Origin of the sequence: Microvirga sp. CF3016 (genome assembly GCF_036314085.1) — a bacterium.
In the GTDB taxonomy this organism is placed as follows: Bacteria; Pseudomonadota; Alphaproteobacteria; order Rhizobiales; family Beijerinckiaceae; genus Microvirga.
Genome location: NZ_JAYGGM010000007.1, coordinates 63308 through 78297, shown reverse-complemented (window position 1 = coordinate 78297; position 14990 = coordinate 63308). Strand labels below are relative to the sequence as shown.

The window sequence follows — 14990 nt, the reverse complement described above, 5'->3', positions numbered from 1 at the left end:
TCAAGTCCCTCTCTCACCTGCCACCGCATCACAAGCGCTCGAACGACAGGAAGACAGCAATGGCAGAGGATGGGCAGAGTGTACGCCTCCAGGTCGCAAACGCGCGGCCCGACGATTCAGGCCGTGGGATCGCACGCATGAGCCGGCAGGCTCTGGCCGAGATCGGCGTTCAGGAAGGCCAGGCCATCGAGATCGTCGGCAAGCGCCATACCACCGCCATCGCCGTCACGCCCTACCCTGAAGACGAGGGCCTGAACATCGTTCGCCTCGACGGTCTGCAGCGCGTCAATGCCGGCGTGGGCAGCGGCGATCATGTGGAGGTGAAGCGCGCGGAGGTCCGCCCGGCAACGCGCGTCGTGCTGGCTCCGGCGCAGAAGGGACTGCGCCTGCAGGGCTCCGGAGACGCCCTGAAGCGGACGTTCTATCAGCGTCCTCTGACGGCCGGCGACGTGATCTCCACCTCGGTCTATTCGCAGCGGACGGCGGATCCACGGCTGCCGGAAGAGATGCGCGGCCTCCTCAACATTCCGGCCTATGGCCTGCAGGAAATTCGCCTTGTGGTGGTCGCGACCCAGCCGCGCGGCATCGTGCACGTGACGGCCGAGACAGAGATCGAGCTGCGCCCGCAATTCGAGGAACCGCGCGAAGCCCGCCGGGCCGACGTGACCTACGACGATATCGGCGGCCTCGGCAGCACGGTCGATCAGGTCCGCGAGATGGTGGAGCTGCCCCTGCGCCATCCCGAGCTCTTCCAGCGCCTCGGCATCGATCCGCCGAAGGGCGTTCTGCTCTACGGCCCTCCTGGCACCGGCAAGACCCGGCTTGCGCGCGCCGTCGCCAACGAGACGGAGGCGCAGTTCTTCCACATCGCCGGACCCGAGATCATGGGCCGCCACTACGGCGAATCCGAACAGCGCCTGCGCCAGGTCTTCCAGGAGGCGCAGCAGAACGCGCCTGCCATCATCTTCATCGACGAGATCGACAGCATCGCGCCCAAGCGCGAGGAGGTCACGGGTGAGGTGGAGCGGCGGATCGTAGCGCAGCTGCTTACCCTCATGGACGGCCTGGAGCCGCGTCAGAACATCGTGGTGATCGGCGCGACGAACCGGCGCGAAGCGATCGACGAAGCCCTGCGCCGTCCCGGCCGCTTCGACCGGGAGATCGTCATCGGCGTCCCGGACGAGCCGGGGCGCCGGGAGATCCTCGGGATCCATACGCGCGGCATGCCCCTGGCCGAGGACGTGAATCTCGACGAGGTCGCCCGAACCACCTACGGCTTCGTCGGCGCCGATCTCGCGGCCCTCTCCCGCGAGGCGGCGATGGATTCCCTGCGGCGCATCCTGCCGGGCATCAATCTCAGGGACGGGATTCCCTCTAACGTGCTCGAAAGCCTGCAGGTCACAAGGCAGGATTTCATCAATGCCATGAAGCGCGTTCAGCCCTCGGCCCTGCGCGAGATCATGATCCAGGTGCCCAACGTGACCTGGGATGACATCGGCGGCGTCGAAGAGGCGCGCACGCGGCTGCGCGACGGGGTGGAACTGCCGCTCAAGAGCCCGGAATCCTTCCGACGCCTCGGCATACGCCCGGCCAAAGGCTTCCTGCTGTTCGGCCCTCCCGGTACCGGAAAGACCCTCTTGGCGAAGGCGGTCGCCCGCGAAGCCCAGGCCAACTTCGTGGCGACGAAGTCGTCCGACCTCCTCTCGAAATGGTATGGGGAATCCGAGCAGCAGGTGTCGCGGCTCTTCGCCCGCGCCCGCCAAGTCGCTCCGACGGTGATCTTCATCGACGAGATCGACTCCCTCGCGCCCGTCCGTGGCGGAGGCCTGGGCGAGCCTGCGGTCACCGAGCGCGTCGTCAACACGATCCTGGCGGAAATGGACGGTCTCGAGGAATTGCAGGGCGTCGTGGTCATGGCGGCGACCAATCGACCGAATCTGATCGACCCAGCCCTGCTCCGGCCCGGCCGTTTCGACGAGCTGATCTACGTGCCGGTTCCCGACGCTCAGGGACGCCGCCACATCCTCAGCATCCACACTAAGGACATGCCGCTCGGCCGTGATGTGGATCTGGACATAATCGCCGAACGGACAAGCCGCTTCACCGGCGCGGATCTGGAGGACCTGACCCGCCGGGCCGGCCTCCTGGCCCTGAGGGAGTCCCTGCAGGCCGAGCATGTGACCATGGCGCATTTCGAGCAGGCCCTGCGGGAAACCCGCCCCTCCGTCACGCCAGAGATGGAGCGGGAATACGAGGCCATCGTAGGTACCCTGAAGCAGCAAGGTCCGCAGCGCCAGCCCATTGGCTTCCTGCCCATAAGGCAGGCCGCGGAATAACTTTTCTGATCACGACGAGTGAAGCCCCATGGCATCGCAAGATGCCATGGGGTTTTTGATTCGACGTCGTACAAACAGAAGCGCGGGTCAGACGACCCGCGCTTTGCTCTCGAGGGAAGAGAACTTACTGACCGCAATCGACCGGAATGCGCGTGTCCCGGGTATTCGGATCCAACACCGTCCGGCACGGCACGCCATTAATCCAGCGAATTTCATGCGGAGCCGCATAGGGATCGACCGAGCCGACCGGAACGGGAGCACCCATCATCGGCGGAACAGGAGCCGGCGCGATGCTGCCAGTCGTCACGACGTCACTGGCCATCGGCGGTACGACACCGCTGACCTGACCGGCGCACGCGACCGGGATGCGCGTGTCACGGGTGTTTGGATCCAGAACCGTCCGGCACGGCACGCCATTGATCCAGCGAATTTCATGCGGAGCCGCGTCCGGGAAGAGAGAGCCGGGCGTTCCGGATATCGCCGGAGAAGATTGCGCCAACGCGGCACCCATGCCGCCAAGAACCATGAACCCAGCGCCAGCGAAGATCGCGAGCTTTCTCATAGATTTCTCCTATGCTTTCCTTGAACATGGCCGACCGCCACGTGTGACAGAGGCTAAACGCATTCGGTGCCAATGGTTTCCAAGCGTAATTCAAGCGCACAGAGTTGTGATGGCCACAGTCTTTAAAAGCCAAGCTTGATAACTGCCAAGTCTGAAAGCGAACCGTTTCCTGGCTTTTCGACGCATCTACTCTGGGGCCGTGAGCCGCCAAGCCAGATAGACTGTAATAATTCTAATTTCTTGCGACGCCAACACCGTCCTGTGCTGCGATCTCGCTTAACCCGATCGCGAGGCCGGAGCTCGAGCGGGTCAATCACTCGAGGGCCGGCGTTGTCCTGGTAACAAGCCATAGTCCGGCGACCACACCAACGAGACCGAGCAGGACGCCGGATGTGAAGGGTTCTCTGAAAATCCAGACACCGAGAAGAGCTGCCGTAATGGGGCTCAATGAGAGGAACACCGTCACCTTGGTCGGAGACGCATGCTTCAGCGCCCAGAGCCAAAGAACATAACCGATCCCGCTCGATAGGCCGATGAACAGAACGGCCAGCCATCCCGCGGTATCAAGGTGCAGACCTCCTGTGAAAAGCCCCTCCGCGCCCGCCGGCGCGCCAAGGAAGAGCACCGATGCCAGCATGGCCCAGGCGCCGATCGGCAAGGTCGGGTAGCGGGAGAGATAGGGCCGATACAAAACTGAACATACAGCACCGCATAGCGCAGCGGCGAGCACCAGAAGCGCGCCCAGCCATTCGCCGTCCGCATTCCGAGTGATCAGCCGCTCACCCAAGGCCACTCCGACACCAACGATTGTCAAAACGACTCCGGCGGCTTTCGTTCGGGTCAAGAGCTCACGCCCGAGGCTGGCCGCAATGATCATGGTCATCATCGGAAAGGTGGCGAACAGGAGCGCCGCGCGGGTAGACGAGATGAACTGAAGCCCGAGATTGAGGAGCGCGATGAGAACGCCGAACTGCACGATGCCGAGAACCATCACGACGAGAAGGTCACGCGCGGCAAACCTTACGCGGGCGCTCATGAATACCGGCGGCACAAGGCAGAGAACCGCGATGGCATAGCGCAGGAAAGCCAGCGACGCGGGGCCGATTTCATGAACCACGAGGCGCGTGGCCACCATGGCGGCGCCGACCTGCACACCCGTCGCCGCGGCGGCCGTCAGGGCAAGCGCTTCGAGGCGCTTCACAGATCGAGATTCCAGGTCTGGCCAATGAGATCCTTCCCGAAGGAATGGTGCGCCTCCTCTTTCACCAATCGGAATCCCTCCGCTTCGTAGATGCGGCGCGCTGCCGCGAGCACGTCGTTGGTCCAGAGGGTCAGGGTTTTGTACCCCTTGGCTCTGGCGAAGCCGATGCATTCATCGACCAACCTGCGCCCGAGGCCGAGCCCTCTGGCGGAAGGCTCCACATAAAGCAGCCGGAGCTTCGCGACCTCGTCCGAATGCCGCACGAGGAAGACGCTCCCGAGAATCTCGCCATCCCGCTCGGCGATCCAGCAGCGCTCCCATTTTGGGTCGAAGTTCCTGACGAAGACCGCGGCGATCTCTGCCACCAGTGCTTCGAAAGTTTGGTCCCAGCCGTATTCCTGCGCATAAAGAAGCCCCTGCCGATGGGCGATCCAGCCGATGTCTCCCGTCTGGTGAGAGCGCAAAATGTAAGGGTTGGAGTTCGGAGCACCTCCTACGAGACGCTCGACCGTGGCCATGGCCTGGACGAGGTGCTCCCGCTCGCTGGCGGAGAGGTCCGAGAGCATCGTGGCCACCTGCGCGGCCGAAGCTTGGTTCAGCGGCTTGAATGCCTCGAGGCCCCGGTCAGTCAGCGAAAGGAGAAGCTGACGCCTATCGCCCTTGGATGGAATGCGCTGGATCAGACCCTGAGAGTCGAATCTTTTCAGAAGTCGGCTGAGATAACCGGCATCGAGTCCGAGTTCCCGTCCTAGATCGGCTGCCGTCAAGGGGCCGCGATGGGCCAGTTCGTAGAGCACCCGCGCCTCGGTGAGTGAAAACGCGCTCTCCAGCAGCCCTTCGTTCAGGAGGCCGATATGGCGGGTATAGAAGCGGTTGAAGCTGCGGACCTTCTCGATCTGCTCATCCGTCGGCAGTTTTGGCATGTGGGACATGGCCGCCTCCCTGCCGGACAGCGTCCCGCATATCGTTGACTGAGTCAACTATTTCCAGGGAGGCAGCTTTGCCGCCTCAGGCCGCCACATCGATAGTCAGACGTCCCTCATGGATGGCATGGCAGGCCACGCCTCCCAGAAGCGGCGGGATCTCAGCCCGGCATCGGTCATTGGCAAAGGGGCAGCGTGGGTTGAAGGTACAGCCGGAAGGCGGGTTGATCGGGTTCGGGATCTCGCCGCTCACGGGAATGCGCTGACGGCCCGTCATGCCCACGTCCGGCACCGCATCGAGGAGCATGCGGGTATAGGGATGCTTCGGGTGAGCGAAGAGCTCGCGCCCGTTGGAGATCTCGACGATTCGGCCGAGATACATCACGCCGATGCGGTTCGCCATGTGCCGCACCACGGCGAGGTTGTGGCTGATGAACAGGTAGGTGAGCCCGAGCCGATCCTGCAGGTCGCGCATGAGGTTCAGGATCTGCGCCTGGACGGAGACGTCCAGCGCCGAGGTCGGCTCGTCGCAGACGATGAATTCCGCGTTCGAGGCGAGCGCGCGGGCGATGGCGACGCGCTGGCGCTGGCCGCCGGAGAATTCGTGCGGGTACTTCCGGCCGTCTGCCGGATGAAGGCCGACCAGCGACAGGAGTTCGCCGACCCTCGCGGTGATATCCTTCTCCTTCTCGATCAGCCGGAAGGCCCTGATCGGCTCGGCGACGATGCGGTCGACCTGCCAGCGCGGATTGAGGCTGGCATACGGATCCTGGAAGATCATCTGGATCCGCCGCCGCAGGCGTTGGCGCTCGGCAGCAGCAGCCCTGGTCGTCATCGAGACGCCGGCGATCGCCACCTCGCCGCTCGTAGGCTGCAGAAGGCCCACAACCATCCGTGCCACCGTCGACTTGCCCGAGCCCGACTCGCCGACGAGCGCGAACGTCTCGCCCTTGGCAATGGCGAAGGAGACGCCGTCGACTGCTTTCAGGTACTGCTTCTCGTCCCCCTCCAGGACCCGGTTCAGCCAGGGCTTGGAAACGTCGAACACGCGGCGCAGGTCTTTGACTTCGACGTAAGAGTGCTCGGTCACGCGACGGCCTCCGACCGGACGGAAGATTGATCGTAGAGATGGCAGGCGACGCGATGCTCGCTGTGCTGGATGGGCTCCGGCCGCTCGACCCGGCAGCGGTCGAACACGTAGGGACAGCGCGGATTGAACGCGCAGCCGGGCGGAATCGCCGAGAGGCGCGGCATGGAGCCCGGGATCTGGACGAGGCGCTCCGTATCGCTCTCGAGTGACGGGATCGCGCCCATCAAGCCCTTGGCATAGGGATGAAGCGGGTTCTGCACCACCTCGCGCACGGGCCCGATCTCGGCGATGCGGCCGGCATACATGACGGCGACCCGATCCGCCGTTTCGGCGATCACGCCCATATCGTGCGTGACCAGCATGATGGCGGTGCCGTGCTCGCGTCCGAGGCGCTTCAGCAACGCGATGATCTGCGCCTGCACCGACACGTCGAGAGCGGTGGTCGGCTCGTCCGCGATGATGAGTTCCGGCTCGGCGCACAGAGCGAGCGCAATCACCACGCGCTGGCGCATGCCGCCGGAGAACTCGTGCGGGTAGCTGTCGATCCGCCTGTCCGGCGCCGGAATGCCGACCTCGGCCAACAGATCGATGGCACGCTTCCTCGCCGCCGAGGCGGACAGGTTGGTGTGGGTGCGGATGGTCTCGACCAGCTGCTCACTCACACGATAGAGCGGGTTGAGGCTGGTGAGCGGATCCTGGAAGATCATACCGATACGCTTGCCGCGCACCTTCCGCATCTCCTCGGGCGGCAGGTTATCGATGCGCATGCCCGACAGCAGGATCTCGCCCCCGGCGATCCGCCCCGGCGGGTCGATCAAGCCAATGACGGCGGAGCCCGTCACCGACTTGCCGGCGCCGGATTCACCGACGACGCCGAGCACCTCACCCTTGCCGATATCGAAAGAGATGCCGTCGATCGCTTTCAGGATGCCTCGGCGGGTGACGAATTCGACGTGCAGATCACGGACGGAGAGGACGGGTTGAGACATGAGCGATCCTCTCATCGCAGCTTCGGATTGAGCGCATCGCGCAACCAGTCGCCCAAAAGATTGATGGCGAGGACGAGGAGCGCCAGGGAGAAGCCGGGGAACGCCACGATCCACCACTCGCCCGAGAACAGGTAATTGTTGCCGATGCGGATCAGGGTGCCGAGCGACGGCATGGTTTCCGGCATGCCGGTGCCGAGGAAGGACAGGGTCGCTTCCGTGATGATCGCAAGGGCGAGGTTGATGGTGGCAATGACGAGCACCGGGCCGAGCACGTTCGGCAGGACGTGCCGGACCATGATCACCGGCGCCGGCAGGCCGATGAGCCGCGCGGCGGCGATGTAATCCTTGTTCTTCTCGACCATCACCGAGCCGCGCACCGTGCGGGCGTACTGCACCCAGAAGCTCAGGCCGATGGAGAAGACTAGCACGGATAATGTCGTCACCCCGTCGAGTTGGCCGCCGAGCACCGACTTGACCACCCCGTCCACGAGCAGCGCGATCAGGATCGCCGGGAATGTGAGCTGCACGTCGGCGATGCGCATGATGACGGCATCCGTCGTGCCGCCCACATAGCCGGCGATGAGGCCGAGCGCGATGCCGAGCGTCGCTGAGAAGGCGACGCCGAGGAAGCCGACGGCAAGGGAGATCCGCAGGCCATAGAGAATGGCCGAGAAGATGTCGCGGCCCTGTTCGTCCGTTCCGAGCAGGAAGGGCGCCTGACCGTCCGCCTCCCAGAGCGGCGGCAGCCGGCTGTTCAGGAGATCGAGCTGGGCCGGGTCGAAGGGATCCTGCGGCGCCACGAAGCCCGCGAGGACCGCAGCCGCCATGAACAGGAGCGTCAGGAAGGCCGCCGCCATCGTCAGCTTGGAACGCTTGAAGCTCGACCAGACATCGCTGTCGAGAAAGCGGCCGGCCCAGGTGGTCGGCTGCGCCTGAGGCGTGGGCACGGCTTGTATTGCGTCTGCCATCTCTGCCTCCTCAGGCCGGCTGCCGGATCGTCGTCCGCAGGCGAGGGTCGACGATGGTGTAGAGGATGTCGACGGCGAGGTTGATCGCCACGAAGATCAGCGCCACCAGCATCAAGTAGGCCGCCATGATCGGGATGTCGACGTTCTGCACGGCCTGGACGAACAGGAGACCCATGCCGGGCCATTGGAACACGGTCTCCGTGATGATCGCAAAGGCGATCACCGAGCCGAACTGCAAGCCCACGATGGTGATGACCGGCACGAGGGTGTTCTTCAGGGCATGGCCGAAATGGACGGCCCGGGTGGTGAGCCCCCTCGCCCGCGCGAACTTGATGTAATCGGTGCGCAGCACCTCCAACATCTCGGCCCGGACGATGCGCATGATCAGCGTCATCTGGAACAGCCCGAGGGTGATGGACGGCATGATCAGCGCCTTCAGGCCCGACAGGGTGAGAAACCCGGTCGTCCACCAGCCGAGGCGGACGGTGTCGCCCCGCCCGTAGGACGGCAGCCAACCGAGGGTGACGGAAAAGAGATAGATCAGCAGGATGCCGATCAGGAATGTCGGGAGCGAGATGCCGATGAGCGAGATGGTCTGAAAAACCTTGGCCAGGAAGCTGTCGCGTTTGAGGCCCGAATAGACACCCATGAGCACGCCGAAACCTGTGGCGAAGAGCGTGGCGCACAAGGCCAGCTCGAGGGTTGCCGGCATGCGCTCGGTCAGCAGGTCCGCCACAGGCTGCCGGAACTGATAGGAAACTCCGAAATCTCCCTGGGCAGCCTTGGCGAGATAGCGCACGAACTGCAATGGCACAGGGTCGTCGAGACCGAGGGAGCGACGAACCTGCTCCCGCTCCGCGGCTGGTGTATCCAGCGATACGATCTGGTTTACCGGATCGCCTGCAAAGCGGAACATAGCGAACGAAATGATCCCGACGGCGAAAAGTACACCGATTGCCTGAAGGGCACGTCGGATGATGAAAGCGAACATTTACAATCTCTTGATCGCGTCGGCTCCGGCGAATACGTCACCTGAGACTTCTCAATGAATTGTCCCGGGCGGGATGCCGCCCGGGACGAGCGATCAGACGTGCCTTACTCTTTCGTCGCCCAGTACAGCAGCACCGAGTTGTCGGCGCGCTGGCTGAGCTTCACCTTGTTGGAGACGCCCCAAGCCAGCGCCTGCTGGTGCAGCGGGATATAGCCGTACTCGTCGAAGGTGATCTGGAAGGCCTGCTTGATCATCTGGTCGCGCTTTTCCTTGTTGCTTTCGACCAAGATCTTGTCGGTCAACTCGTCATGCTGCTTGTTGCAGAAATTGCCGAGGTTCGACTCGCCGCGGGACGATTGCGGATTGTCGCGGCAGCCTTCGATGTCGTGCAGCACGTTGTGGCTGTCGAAGGTACCCGGCGTCCATCCGAGCAGATAGAACGAGGTGTTGTAGTTGCCGGACTTCAGCACCTTTCCGAAATACTGAGCCTTCGGCTGGGCCATCAGGTTCACCTTGACGCCGGCGCGAGCCAGCATGCTGACGACGGCCTGACAGATCGCTTCGTCGTTGACATAGCGATCGTTCGGGCAGTCCATGCCGACTTCGAATCCGTTCGGATAACCCGCATCCGCGAGCAGCTTCTTGGCACCCTCGAGATCATATTTCGGGCGCACGAAATCCTTCGAGTGCACGAAGAGTTCCGGCGCGATCATGAGAGCCGATGGAGCCGACATGCCGCGCATGACGCGGGACTTGATCGTCTCGATGTCGATGGCCTTGTAGAACGCCTCGCGGACGCGCTTGTCCTTGAATGGGTTCTTGCCCTTCACATTCGAGAACAACAGCTCGTCGCGGGTCTGATCCATGCCGAGGAAGATCGTGCGCAGCTCGGGACCCGACTGGACCTTCGCGTTCGCGCTGCTGTTGACGCGCTGGATATCCTGCAGCGGAACCGGCTCGATCACGTCCACTTCGCCGGAAAGCAAAGCCGCAACGCGGGTGGCGTCGGAGCCGATCGGTGTGAACACGATCTCGTCGAGATTGTGCTCGGCCTTGTCCCACCATTCCTTGTTGGCCTTGAAGACTGTCTTCACACCCGGCTGGTGACTTTCGATCTTGAACGGACCCGTGCCGTTGGCGTTGAGCGAGGCATAGCTCGGGGTAGTCGCGGCCGCCGGTGTCGGCGAGGCTGCATTGTTCGCCTCGGCCCATTCCTTGTCCAGAATATACCAGGTGTCCCACTGGGAGTTCAGGATCGGGTTCGGCGACTTCAGCTTCACGTCGATGGTATGATCGTCGACCTTCACCCACTCGGAGTTGGTCGGCACGCGGGTCTGGAAGTTGGAGCCCTGCGCCCGCACCCGGTTTGCTGAGAAGATCACGTCATCGGCGGTGAAGGGATTGCCGTTGTGGAACTTTACGTTCTTGCGCAGGAAGAAACGCCAGGTCAGGCCATCTTCGCTGATTTCCCATCGCTCCGCGAGGCTGGGCTGGATGGCCAGATCCCTGCCGCGCCGCGTCAATCCTTCATAGACATGGCCAAGATGAGCGTTGGTCGTCGTCTCGTTCACTGTATAGGGATCGAGCGACTTCAGGTCGCCCTGGTTGGCATAGCGCAGGGTTACGGCCATTGCCGGGACGGCGACGCCGACCATGAGAGTCGCAACGGCTGCGACGAGAAACTTCGAACGGATCGTCATTTTCTGTCCTTCTCCTCTGGAGCCCCGCGTCTTTGCGCGGTGTTCTTCTTGTCGGAAGCTCGACTTTTGTCGTCGCTCCTTTCGCAAGGGAATGAAGTTAGGCAGGAAAGTGGCTGATGGTCTAGCCCTGACTTGGGCCATCTTGCTCAGCATTTAGGCACAGAGATCCTCGATCAGACGGCACAGCACGGCCTCACCGGCCTGGAACTCGCTGACCTCGATGTACTCGTCCGGCTGGTGGGCCTGCGCGATGTCGCCGGGGCCGCAGACCACCGTCGACCAGCCGACCCGCTGGAACAGACCCGCCTCGGTGCCGTAGGACACCACATGGGTGCCGTTGTCTCCGGTCAGGCGACGCATCAGACGTTCGGCCGCCCCGTCCTCTTCGGGCTTGAGGCCCGGCACTTCGGCAACGAGTTCGACGGCAACACCAGTCTCCGGGGCTATGGCCTTCATCCGGGGCTCGACCACGTCGCGGATATAGGCTTCGTAGCGGGCCAGATAGTCCATGGGACTTTCCGTCGGGATCGCCCGGATGTCGCTGTAGAACCAGGCCGAGGACGAGACAACGTTGGCGGCATTGCCGCCGGCCATCATGCCGCAATGCAGCGTGGTATAGGGAGGCTCGAACGGATCCCCTGGGTCCGTCTGGCGACGGTTCTCCTCCATCACGTCCTCATGCCAGGCGATCAGGCGCGCGGCGGTCATCACGGCGCTCACGCCTTGGTCGATCCGGCTGGAATGCACGGCGTATCCCGTGACCTCGGTGCGCAGCTGCACGGATGCCTTGTGCCCCGTCACCACTGCATGGCGTGTCGGCTCGCCGACGATGACGGCGGACGGCGCCGGGATGGAGCCGGCCATCGCCTGCACCATGGACGGCGCCCCGCGGCAGGCGATCTCCTCGTCGTAGGACAAAGCGATGTGAACAGGCCGCTTGAGGGGCGCGCGCACCATCTCGGGCACCAGCGCCAGAACGAGAGCATCGAAGCCCTTCATGTCGGTCGCGCCACGGCCGTACAGGCGGCCATTTTTCTCCGTGAGCGTCCAGGGATCGGTTGACCAGTTCTGCCCTTCGACCGGCACCACGTCCGTATGGCCGGACAGGACGATCCCGCCCTCCACCCTGGGCCCTATGGTGGCGTAGAGATTGGCCTTGTCGCCTTCCGGACTCATGACGAGATGGCTTTCGACACCATGGCTGTTCAGCCAGTCCCGACAGAACCCGATGATGTCGAGATTGCTGCTGGTCGAAACGCTCGGGAAGGCAATCAGACGCGCGAGCATTTCGCGGGGGGACATGGACATCGTGCACAGCTCCGTGAGTGAGCCGTAAGCTTCCGCTCCCTTCGAACCCGTGGTCAAGCTGCATTTGTTGCCGGCTATGCCGTCAACGCCCGTTGACGAAGCAATGACGTCCCTCCCATCATCCCGTCGCCCGCCGTGACTCGACACGCGGTTCACGCCTCCGACACCGCCCTGCCCCACGGATCTGCACATGACCGCTTTTGACGTAGCCCTATCCGACATCGAAGCGGCCCGTGACCGGATCGCCGGACGTGTCAGACGCACGCCCGCCTATGAGAGCGCCGACGTTTCGGCCCGCCTTGGCCGGCGCACCGCCTTGAAGATGGAAGCGCTGCAGCTTGCCGGCTCCTTCAAGGTCAGAGGCGTCTTCAACAAGGTGCTCACGTTGAGCGACGAGGAGCGCCGGCGCGGCCTCGTCACGGTATCGGGCGGTAACCACGCAATCGCCGTCGCCAGGGTTGCGGGAACGCTCGGTCTCGACGCCCTCGTCCTGATGCCGAAGACGGCGGCCCAGTTCAACATCGACCTGACCACGAAGTTCGGCGCCCGCGTGGAGCTTTGCGACGATGCCGCAGAAGCCTTCGCCAAGGCCGAGGACTACCAGCGCCGGGGCCGATTGTTCGTCCATCCCTATGACGATCCTGCGATCATCGCAGGCCACGGCACGCTGGGCCTCGAATTCCTGGACGACATCCCCGACCTGACCCACGTGTTCGTCTCGATCGGCGGCGGCGGCTTCATGTCCGGCGTTGCGGCGGCCCTGAAAGCGAAGCGGCCATCGCTCATTATCTACGGCGTCGAACCGACCGGTGCGCCGACCATGACAGAGGCCCTCAAGGCCAGTGAGCCGGTGACGATTCGCCCGACCTCCATCTCCCGGACCCTGGCGGCGCCCTTCGCCACTCGCCGGACCATGGCGGCCGCCAAGCTCTTCCTGAAGGAGATTCTGCTTGTGGAAGATCAGCCCGTCATCGCCGATGTGAGCTGGCTGCTCCAGACGGAGAAGCTGCTCTGCGAGCCTGCGGCGGCCTGCGTTCTGACCGTGGCCGAGACCGTTGCTCCGTCCCTGTCGGATGACAGCGTCATCGGCCTCGTGCTGTGCGGCTCCAACCTGTCCCTGGACGATCTCGATGCGTGGCGCCGGCAGTCCGTCTAAAATGAAGCCTCCAGGGTGCCCAAGAGGCTAGGACATGCCGGATCTGCCGACCTTTCTCACGTTCTATGCCGCGGTACTGGCCTTGCAGCTCGCCCCTGGCCCCGACATGGTTCTTCTTCTGAGCCGCGGCGTGGGACAGGGCCGGCGCATCGCCGTCCTGACGGCCGTCGGCATGACCCTGCTGGCCGGTCTCGTCCAGCTTCCGCTCCTGGCTCTTGGCGTGACATCCCTGATCCAGGCGTCGCCGCTGGCCTTCGAACTGCTTCGCTGGGTGGGCGCGGCCTATCTCGTTTGGCTCGGGACCAAGCTTCTGATCGGTTCGTTCGGTCCACATAGCCTCGTGCGCACGGCCCCGAAGCCCGTATCGGACCTCGCAGCCCTGCGCCAGGGGATGATCAACAATCTCACCAACCCGAAGGCCATGGTCTTCATGCTGGCCTTCCTCCCCCAGTTCGTCGATCCCAGCAAGGATTGGCCGATCACGGCACAGCTTCTGTTTTTCGGGGGCGTGCAGAAGGTTTCAGGGTTCTTCATCCTCGGAGCCGTGGCGGTCGGGACCGGGACGATCGGCGAATGGCTGTCCCGTCGGCCGGGCCTGATCGCCTGGCAGGAGCGCTGTGCCGGTCTCATCATGGTGGGCCTCGGCCTGCGTCTCGCCTTGTCGGGCGACGCTTCGGCCATCCGCCGGTGACCGGTGCCCGCTTCATCCTTCGTTAAGCTCAATCCGAAAAGCCTCGGCCGTACTTGGAGCCTCCTCGGGCGCGAATCGTTCTCCCCGAAGCTTGAGTTCATTCAAGGATCGATTCCATGACAGGAAAAGCCCTCTGCACCGTCGCTCTCGGCGGCCTCCTGACGATGCCGTGGCAGCCCGTCCAAGCCGCCAGCTTCGATTGCGCCAAGGCTCAGACCAAGGACGAGAAAGCAATCTGCGCGGACCGGGCGCTGAACGATCTGGATGTCGAAATGGCCGTGCTCTACACGCAGCTCAAGCCTCTTCTCGGCATGGGCGCCCGCGGCGACATGGAAGACACGCAGGTGGCCTGGCTCAAGCGGCGCGAAGCCTGTGGGGAGGACCGGACCTGCCTGAACAACGCCTATGAGGATCGCCTGAAGCAGCTGCGGGACGGTTTCGAGGCCCTTGCGAAGCGCGGGCCCTTCTGAGAACCGTCCATAAAAAACCCCGCGCAAGGGCGGGGCTGTGCAAAGACACGAAGTGAAGCAGCCGCCATGAAGCCGGCTGCCGAGAGCGCTGTGGCACTTGGGGGCGCCGTGGGACGCTCTCACGGGAATTTGTATCCCGGCTTGGCACAGGCACCTACTCTTCTTCCCGCGAATGGTTAAGCATTCATTCCGGTCGGATTCGGATCCGCAGCTGACGTGTTTTCGCGCACACCCCGTTCACCGTGAAAATGCCACCTTGGCCGTGCTTCCCTTACGATAACCACATGGAGTCGAAACATGCGCGCCATTCTCGCACTGCTTTGCCTCTTCTCAGGCCTGCCGGACGACACATCAGGTGAAGGCTTTGATACGGCCCAGGAAAAGACCGAGACGTACCGGGTGCTCCTTTCGGAACTCGCGTCCACAGCAACGCCGGACAGCAAGGCCGCGACCGATCTGCCCGATGGCCTGAAGCAGGCCATCGAAGCCTGGACCGGCCCTCAGTCGTAAAGGTCGATGCAGCTTGCCCGATTCCGCCTTTCAACTCTTGGGTTCTTCCCTCCCCGATGACCTCAAGGTGGCCTTTCTACCCCGCGCCCCATTTC

At 63.6% G+C, this 14990-nt stretch carries 14 protein-coding genes; 5 read left to right on the top strand and 9 right to left on the bottom strand.

What is annotated here, in order from left to right; translation table 11 throughout:
* Nucleotides 1–59 precede the first annotated feature (59 nt).
* Complete coding sequence (locus tag VB672_RS12125) at nucleotides 60–2336, top strand: CDC48 family AAA ATPase (RefSeq protein WP_329784445.1); 2277 nt, start codon at nucleotides 60–62, stop codon at nucleotides 2334–2336.
* A gap of 124 nt (nucleotides 2337–2460) precedes the next feature.
* Here the strand turns inward: VB672_RS12125 and VB672_RS12120 are convergent, their stop codons facing one another.
* The 9 genes from VB672_RS12120 to argE all read right to left on the bottom strand — a co-directional run bounded on the left by VB672_RS12120 (nucleotide 2461) and on the right by argE (nucleotide 12068).
* Nucleotides 2461–2898: a hypothetical protein gene (locus tag VB672_RS12120; RefSeq protein ID WP_329784444.1), complete on the bottom strand. Its 438-nt coding sequence runs from the start codon at nucleotides 2896–2898 to the stop codon at nucleotides 2461–2463.
* A 313-nt stretch (nucleotides 2899–3211) separates the two neighbouring features.
* Nucleotides 3212–4099: a DMT family transporter gene (locus VB672_RS12115; protein WP_329784443.1), complete on the bottom strand. Its 888-nt coding sequence runs from the start codon at nucleotides 4097–4099 to the stop codon at nucleotides 3212–3214.
* Nucleotides 4096–5031 carry a bifunctional helix-turn-helix transcriptional regulator/GNAT family N-acetyltransferase gene (locus VB672_RS12110; RefSeq protein WP_329784442.1) on the bottom strand — a complete coding sequence of 312 codons (936 nt, stop codon included), beginning with the start codon at nucleotides 5029–5031 and terminating at the stop codon, nucleotides 4096–4098. Before VB672_RS12110 ends, VB672_RS12115 begins: the two co-directional genes overlap by 4 nt.
* A gap of 76 nt (nucleotides 5032–5107) precedes the next feature.
* Nucleotides 5108–6112 carry an ABC transporter ATP-binding protein gene (locus tag VB672_RS12105; RefSeq protein WP_329784441.1) on the bottom strand — a complete coding sequence of 335 codons (1005 nt, stop codon included), beginning with the start codon at nucleotides 6110–6112 and terminating at the stop codon, nucleotides 5108–5110.
* On the bottom strand, nucleotides 6109–7101 hold the full coding sequence (locus tag VB672_RS12100; RefSeq protein WP_329784440.1) for an ABC transporter ATP-binding protein: 993 nt from the start codon (nucleotides 7099–7101) through the stop codon (nucleotides 6109–6111). Before VB672_RS12100 ends, VB672_RS12105 begins: the two co-directional genes overlap by 4 nt.
* An 11-nt stretch (nucleotides 7102–7112) precedes the next feature.
* Entirely contained in the window at nucleotides 7113–8069 is a 957-nt protein-coding gene (locus VB672_RS12095) for an ABC transporter permease (RefSeq protein WP_329784439.1), read from the bottom strand.
* Between the two features lie 10 nt (nucleotides 8070–8079).
* The gene (locus tag VB672_RS12090; RefSeq protein WP_329784438.1) at nucleotides 8080–9060 is read right to left on the bottom strand and encodes an ABC transporter permease; all 981 of its coding nucleotides are present in this window, start codon (nucleotides 9058–9060) and stop codon (nucleotides 8080–8082) included.
* Nucleotides 9061–9164: 104 nt separating this feature from the next.
* Nucleotides 9165–10715 carry an ABC transporter substrate-binding protein gene (locus tag VB672_RS12085; RefSeq protein WP_442932023.1) on the bottom strand — a complete coding sequence of 517 codons (1551 nt, stop codon included), beginning with the start codon at nucleotides 10713–10715 and terminating at the stop codon, nucleotides 9165–9167.
* A 198-nt stretch (nucleotides 10716–10913) separates the two neighbouring features.
* Complete coding sequence (gene argE / locus VB672_RS12080) at nucleotides 10914–12068, bottom strand: acetylornithine deacetylase (protein WP_329784436.1); 1155 nt, start codon at nucleotides 12066–12068, stop codon at nucleotides 10914–10916.
* A 190-nt stretch (nucleotides 12069–12258) separates the two neighbouring features.
* Here argE and VB672_RS12075 point away from each other — a divergent pair, with 190 nt between their 5' ends.
* The 4 genes from VB672_RS12075 to VB672_RS12060 all read left to right on the top strand — a co-directional run bounded on the left by VB672_RS12075 (nucleotide 12259) and on the right by VB672_RS12060 (nucleotide 14895).
* Nucleotides 12259–13224: a threonine ammonia-lyase gene (locus VB672_RS12075; RefSeq protein ID WP_329784435.1), complete on the top strand. Its 966-nt coding sequence runs from the start codon at nucleotides 12259–12261 to the stop codon at nucleotides 13222–13224.
* A gap of 34 nt (nucleotides 13225–13258) precedes the next feature.
* Nucleotides 13259–13915, top strand: a complete 657-nt coding sequence (locus tag VB672_RS12070) for a LysE family translocator (protein ID WP_329784434.1) — start codon at nucleotides 13259–13261, stop codon at nucleotides 13913–13915.
* Nucleotides 13916–14031: 116 nt separating this feature from the next.
* Nucleotides 14032–14385: a lysozyme inhibitor LprI family protein gene (locus VB672_RS12065; protein ID WP_329784433.1), complete on the top strand. Its 354-nt coding sequence runs from the start codon at nucleotides 14032–14034 to the stop codon at nucleotides 14383–14385.
* Between the two features lie 297 nt (nucleotides 14386–14682).
* Nucleotides 14683–14895, top strand: a complete 213-nt coding sequence (locus VB672_RS12060) for a hypothetical protein (RefSeq protein ID WP_329784432.1) — start codon at nucleotides 14683–14685, stop codon at nucleotides 14893–14895.
* Nucleotides 14896–14990 lie beyond the last annotated feature (95 nt).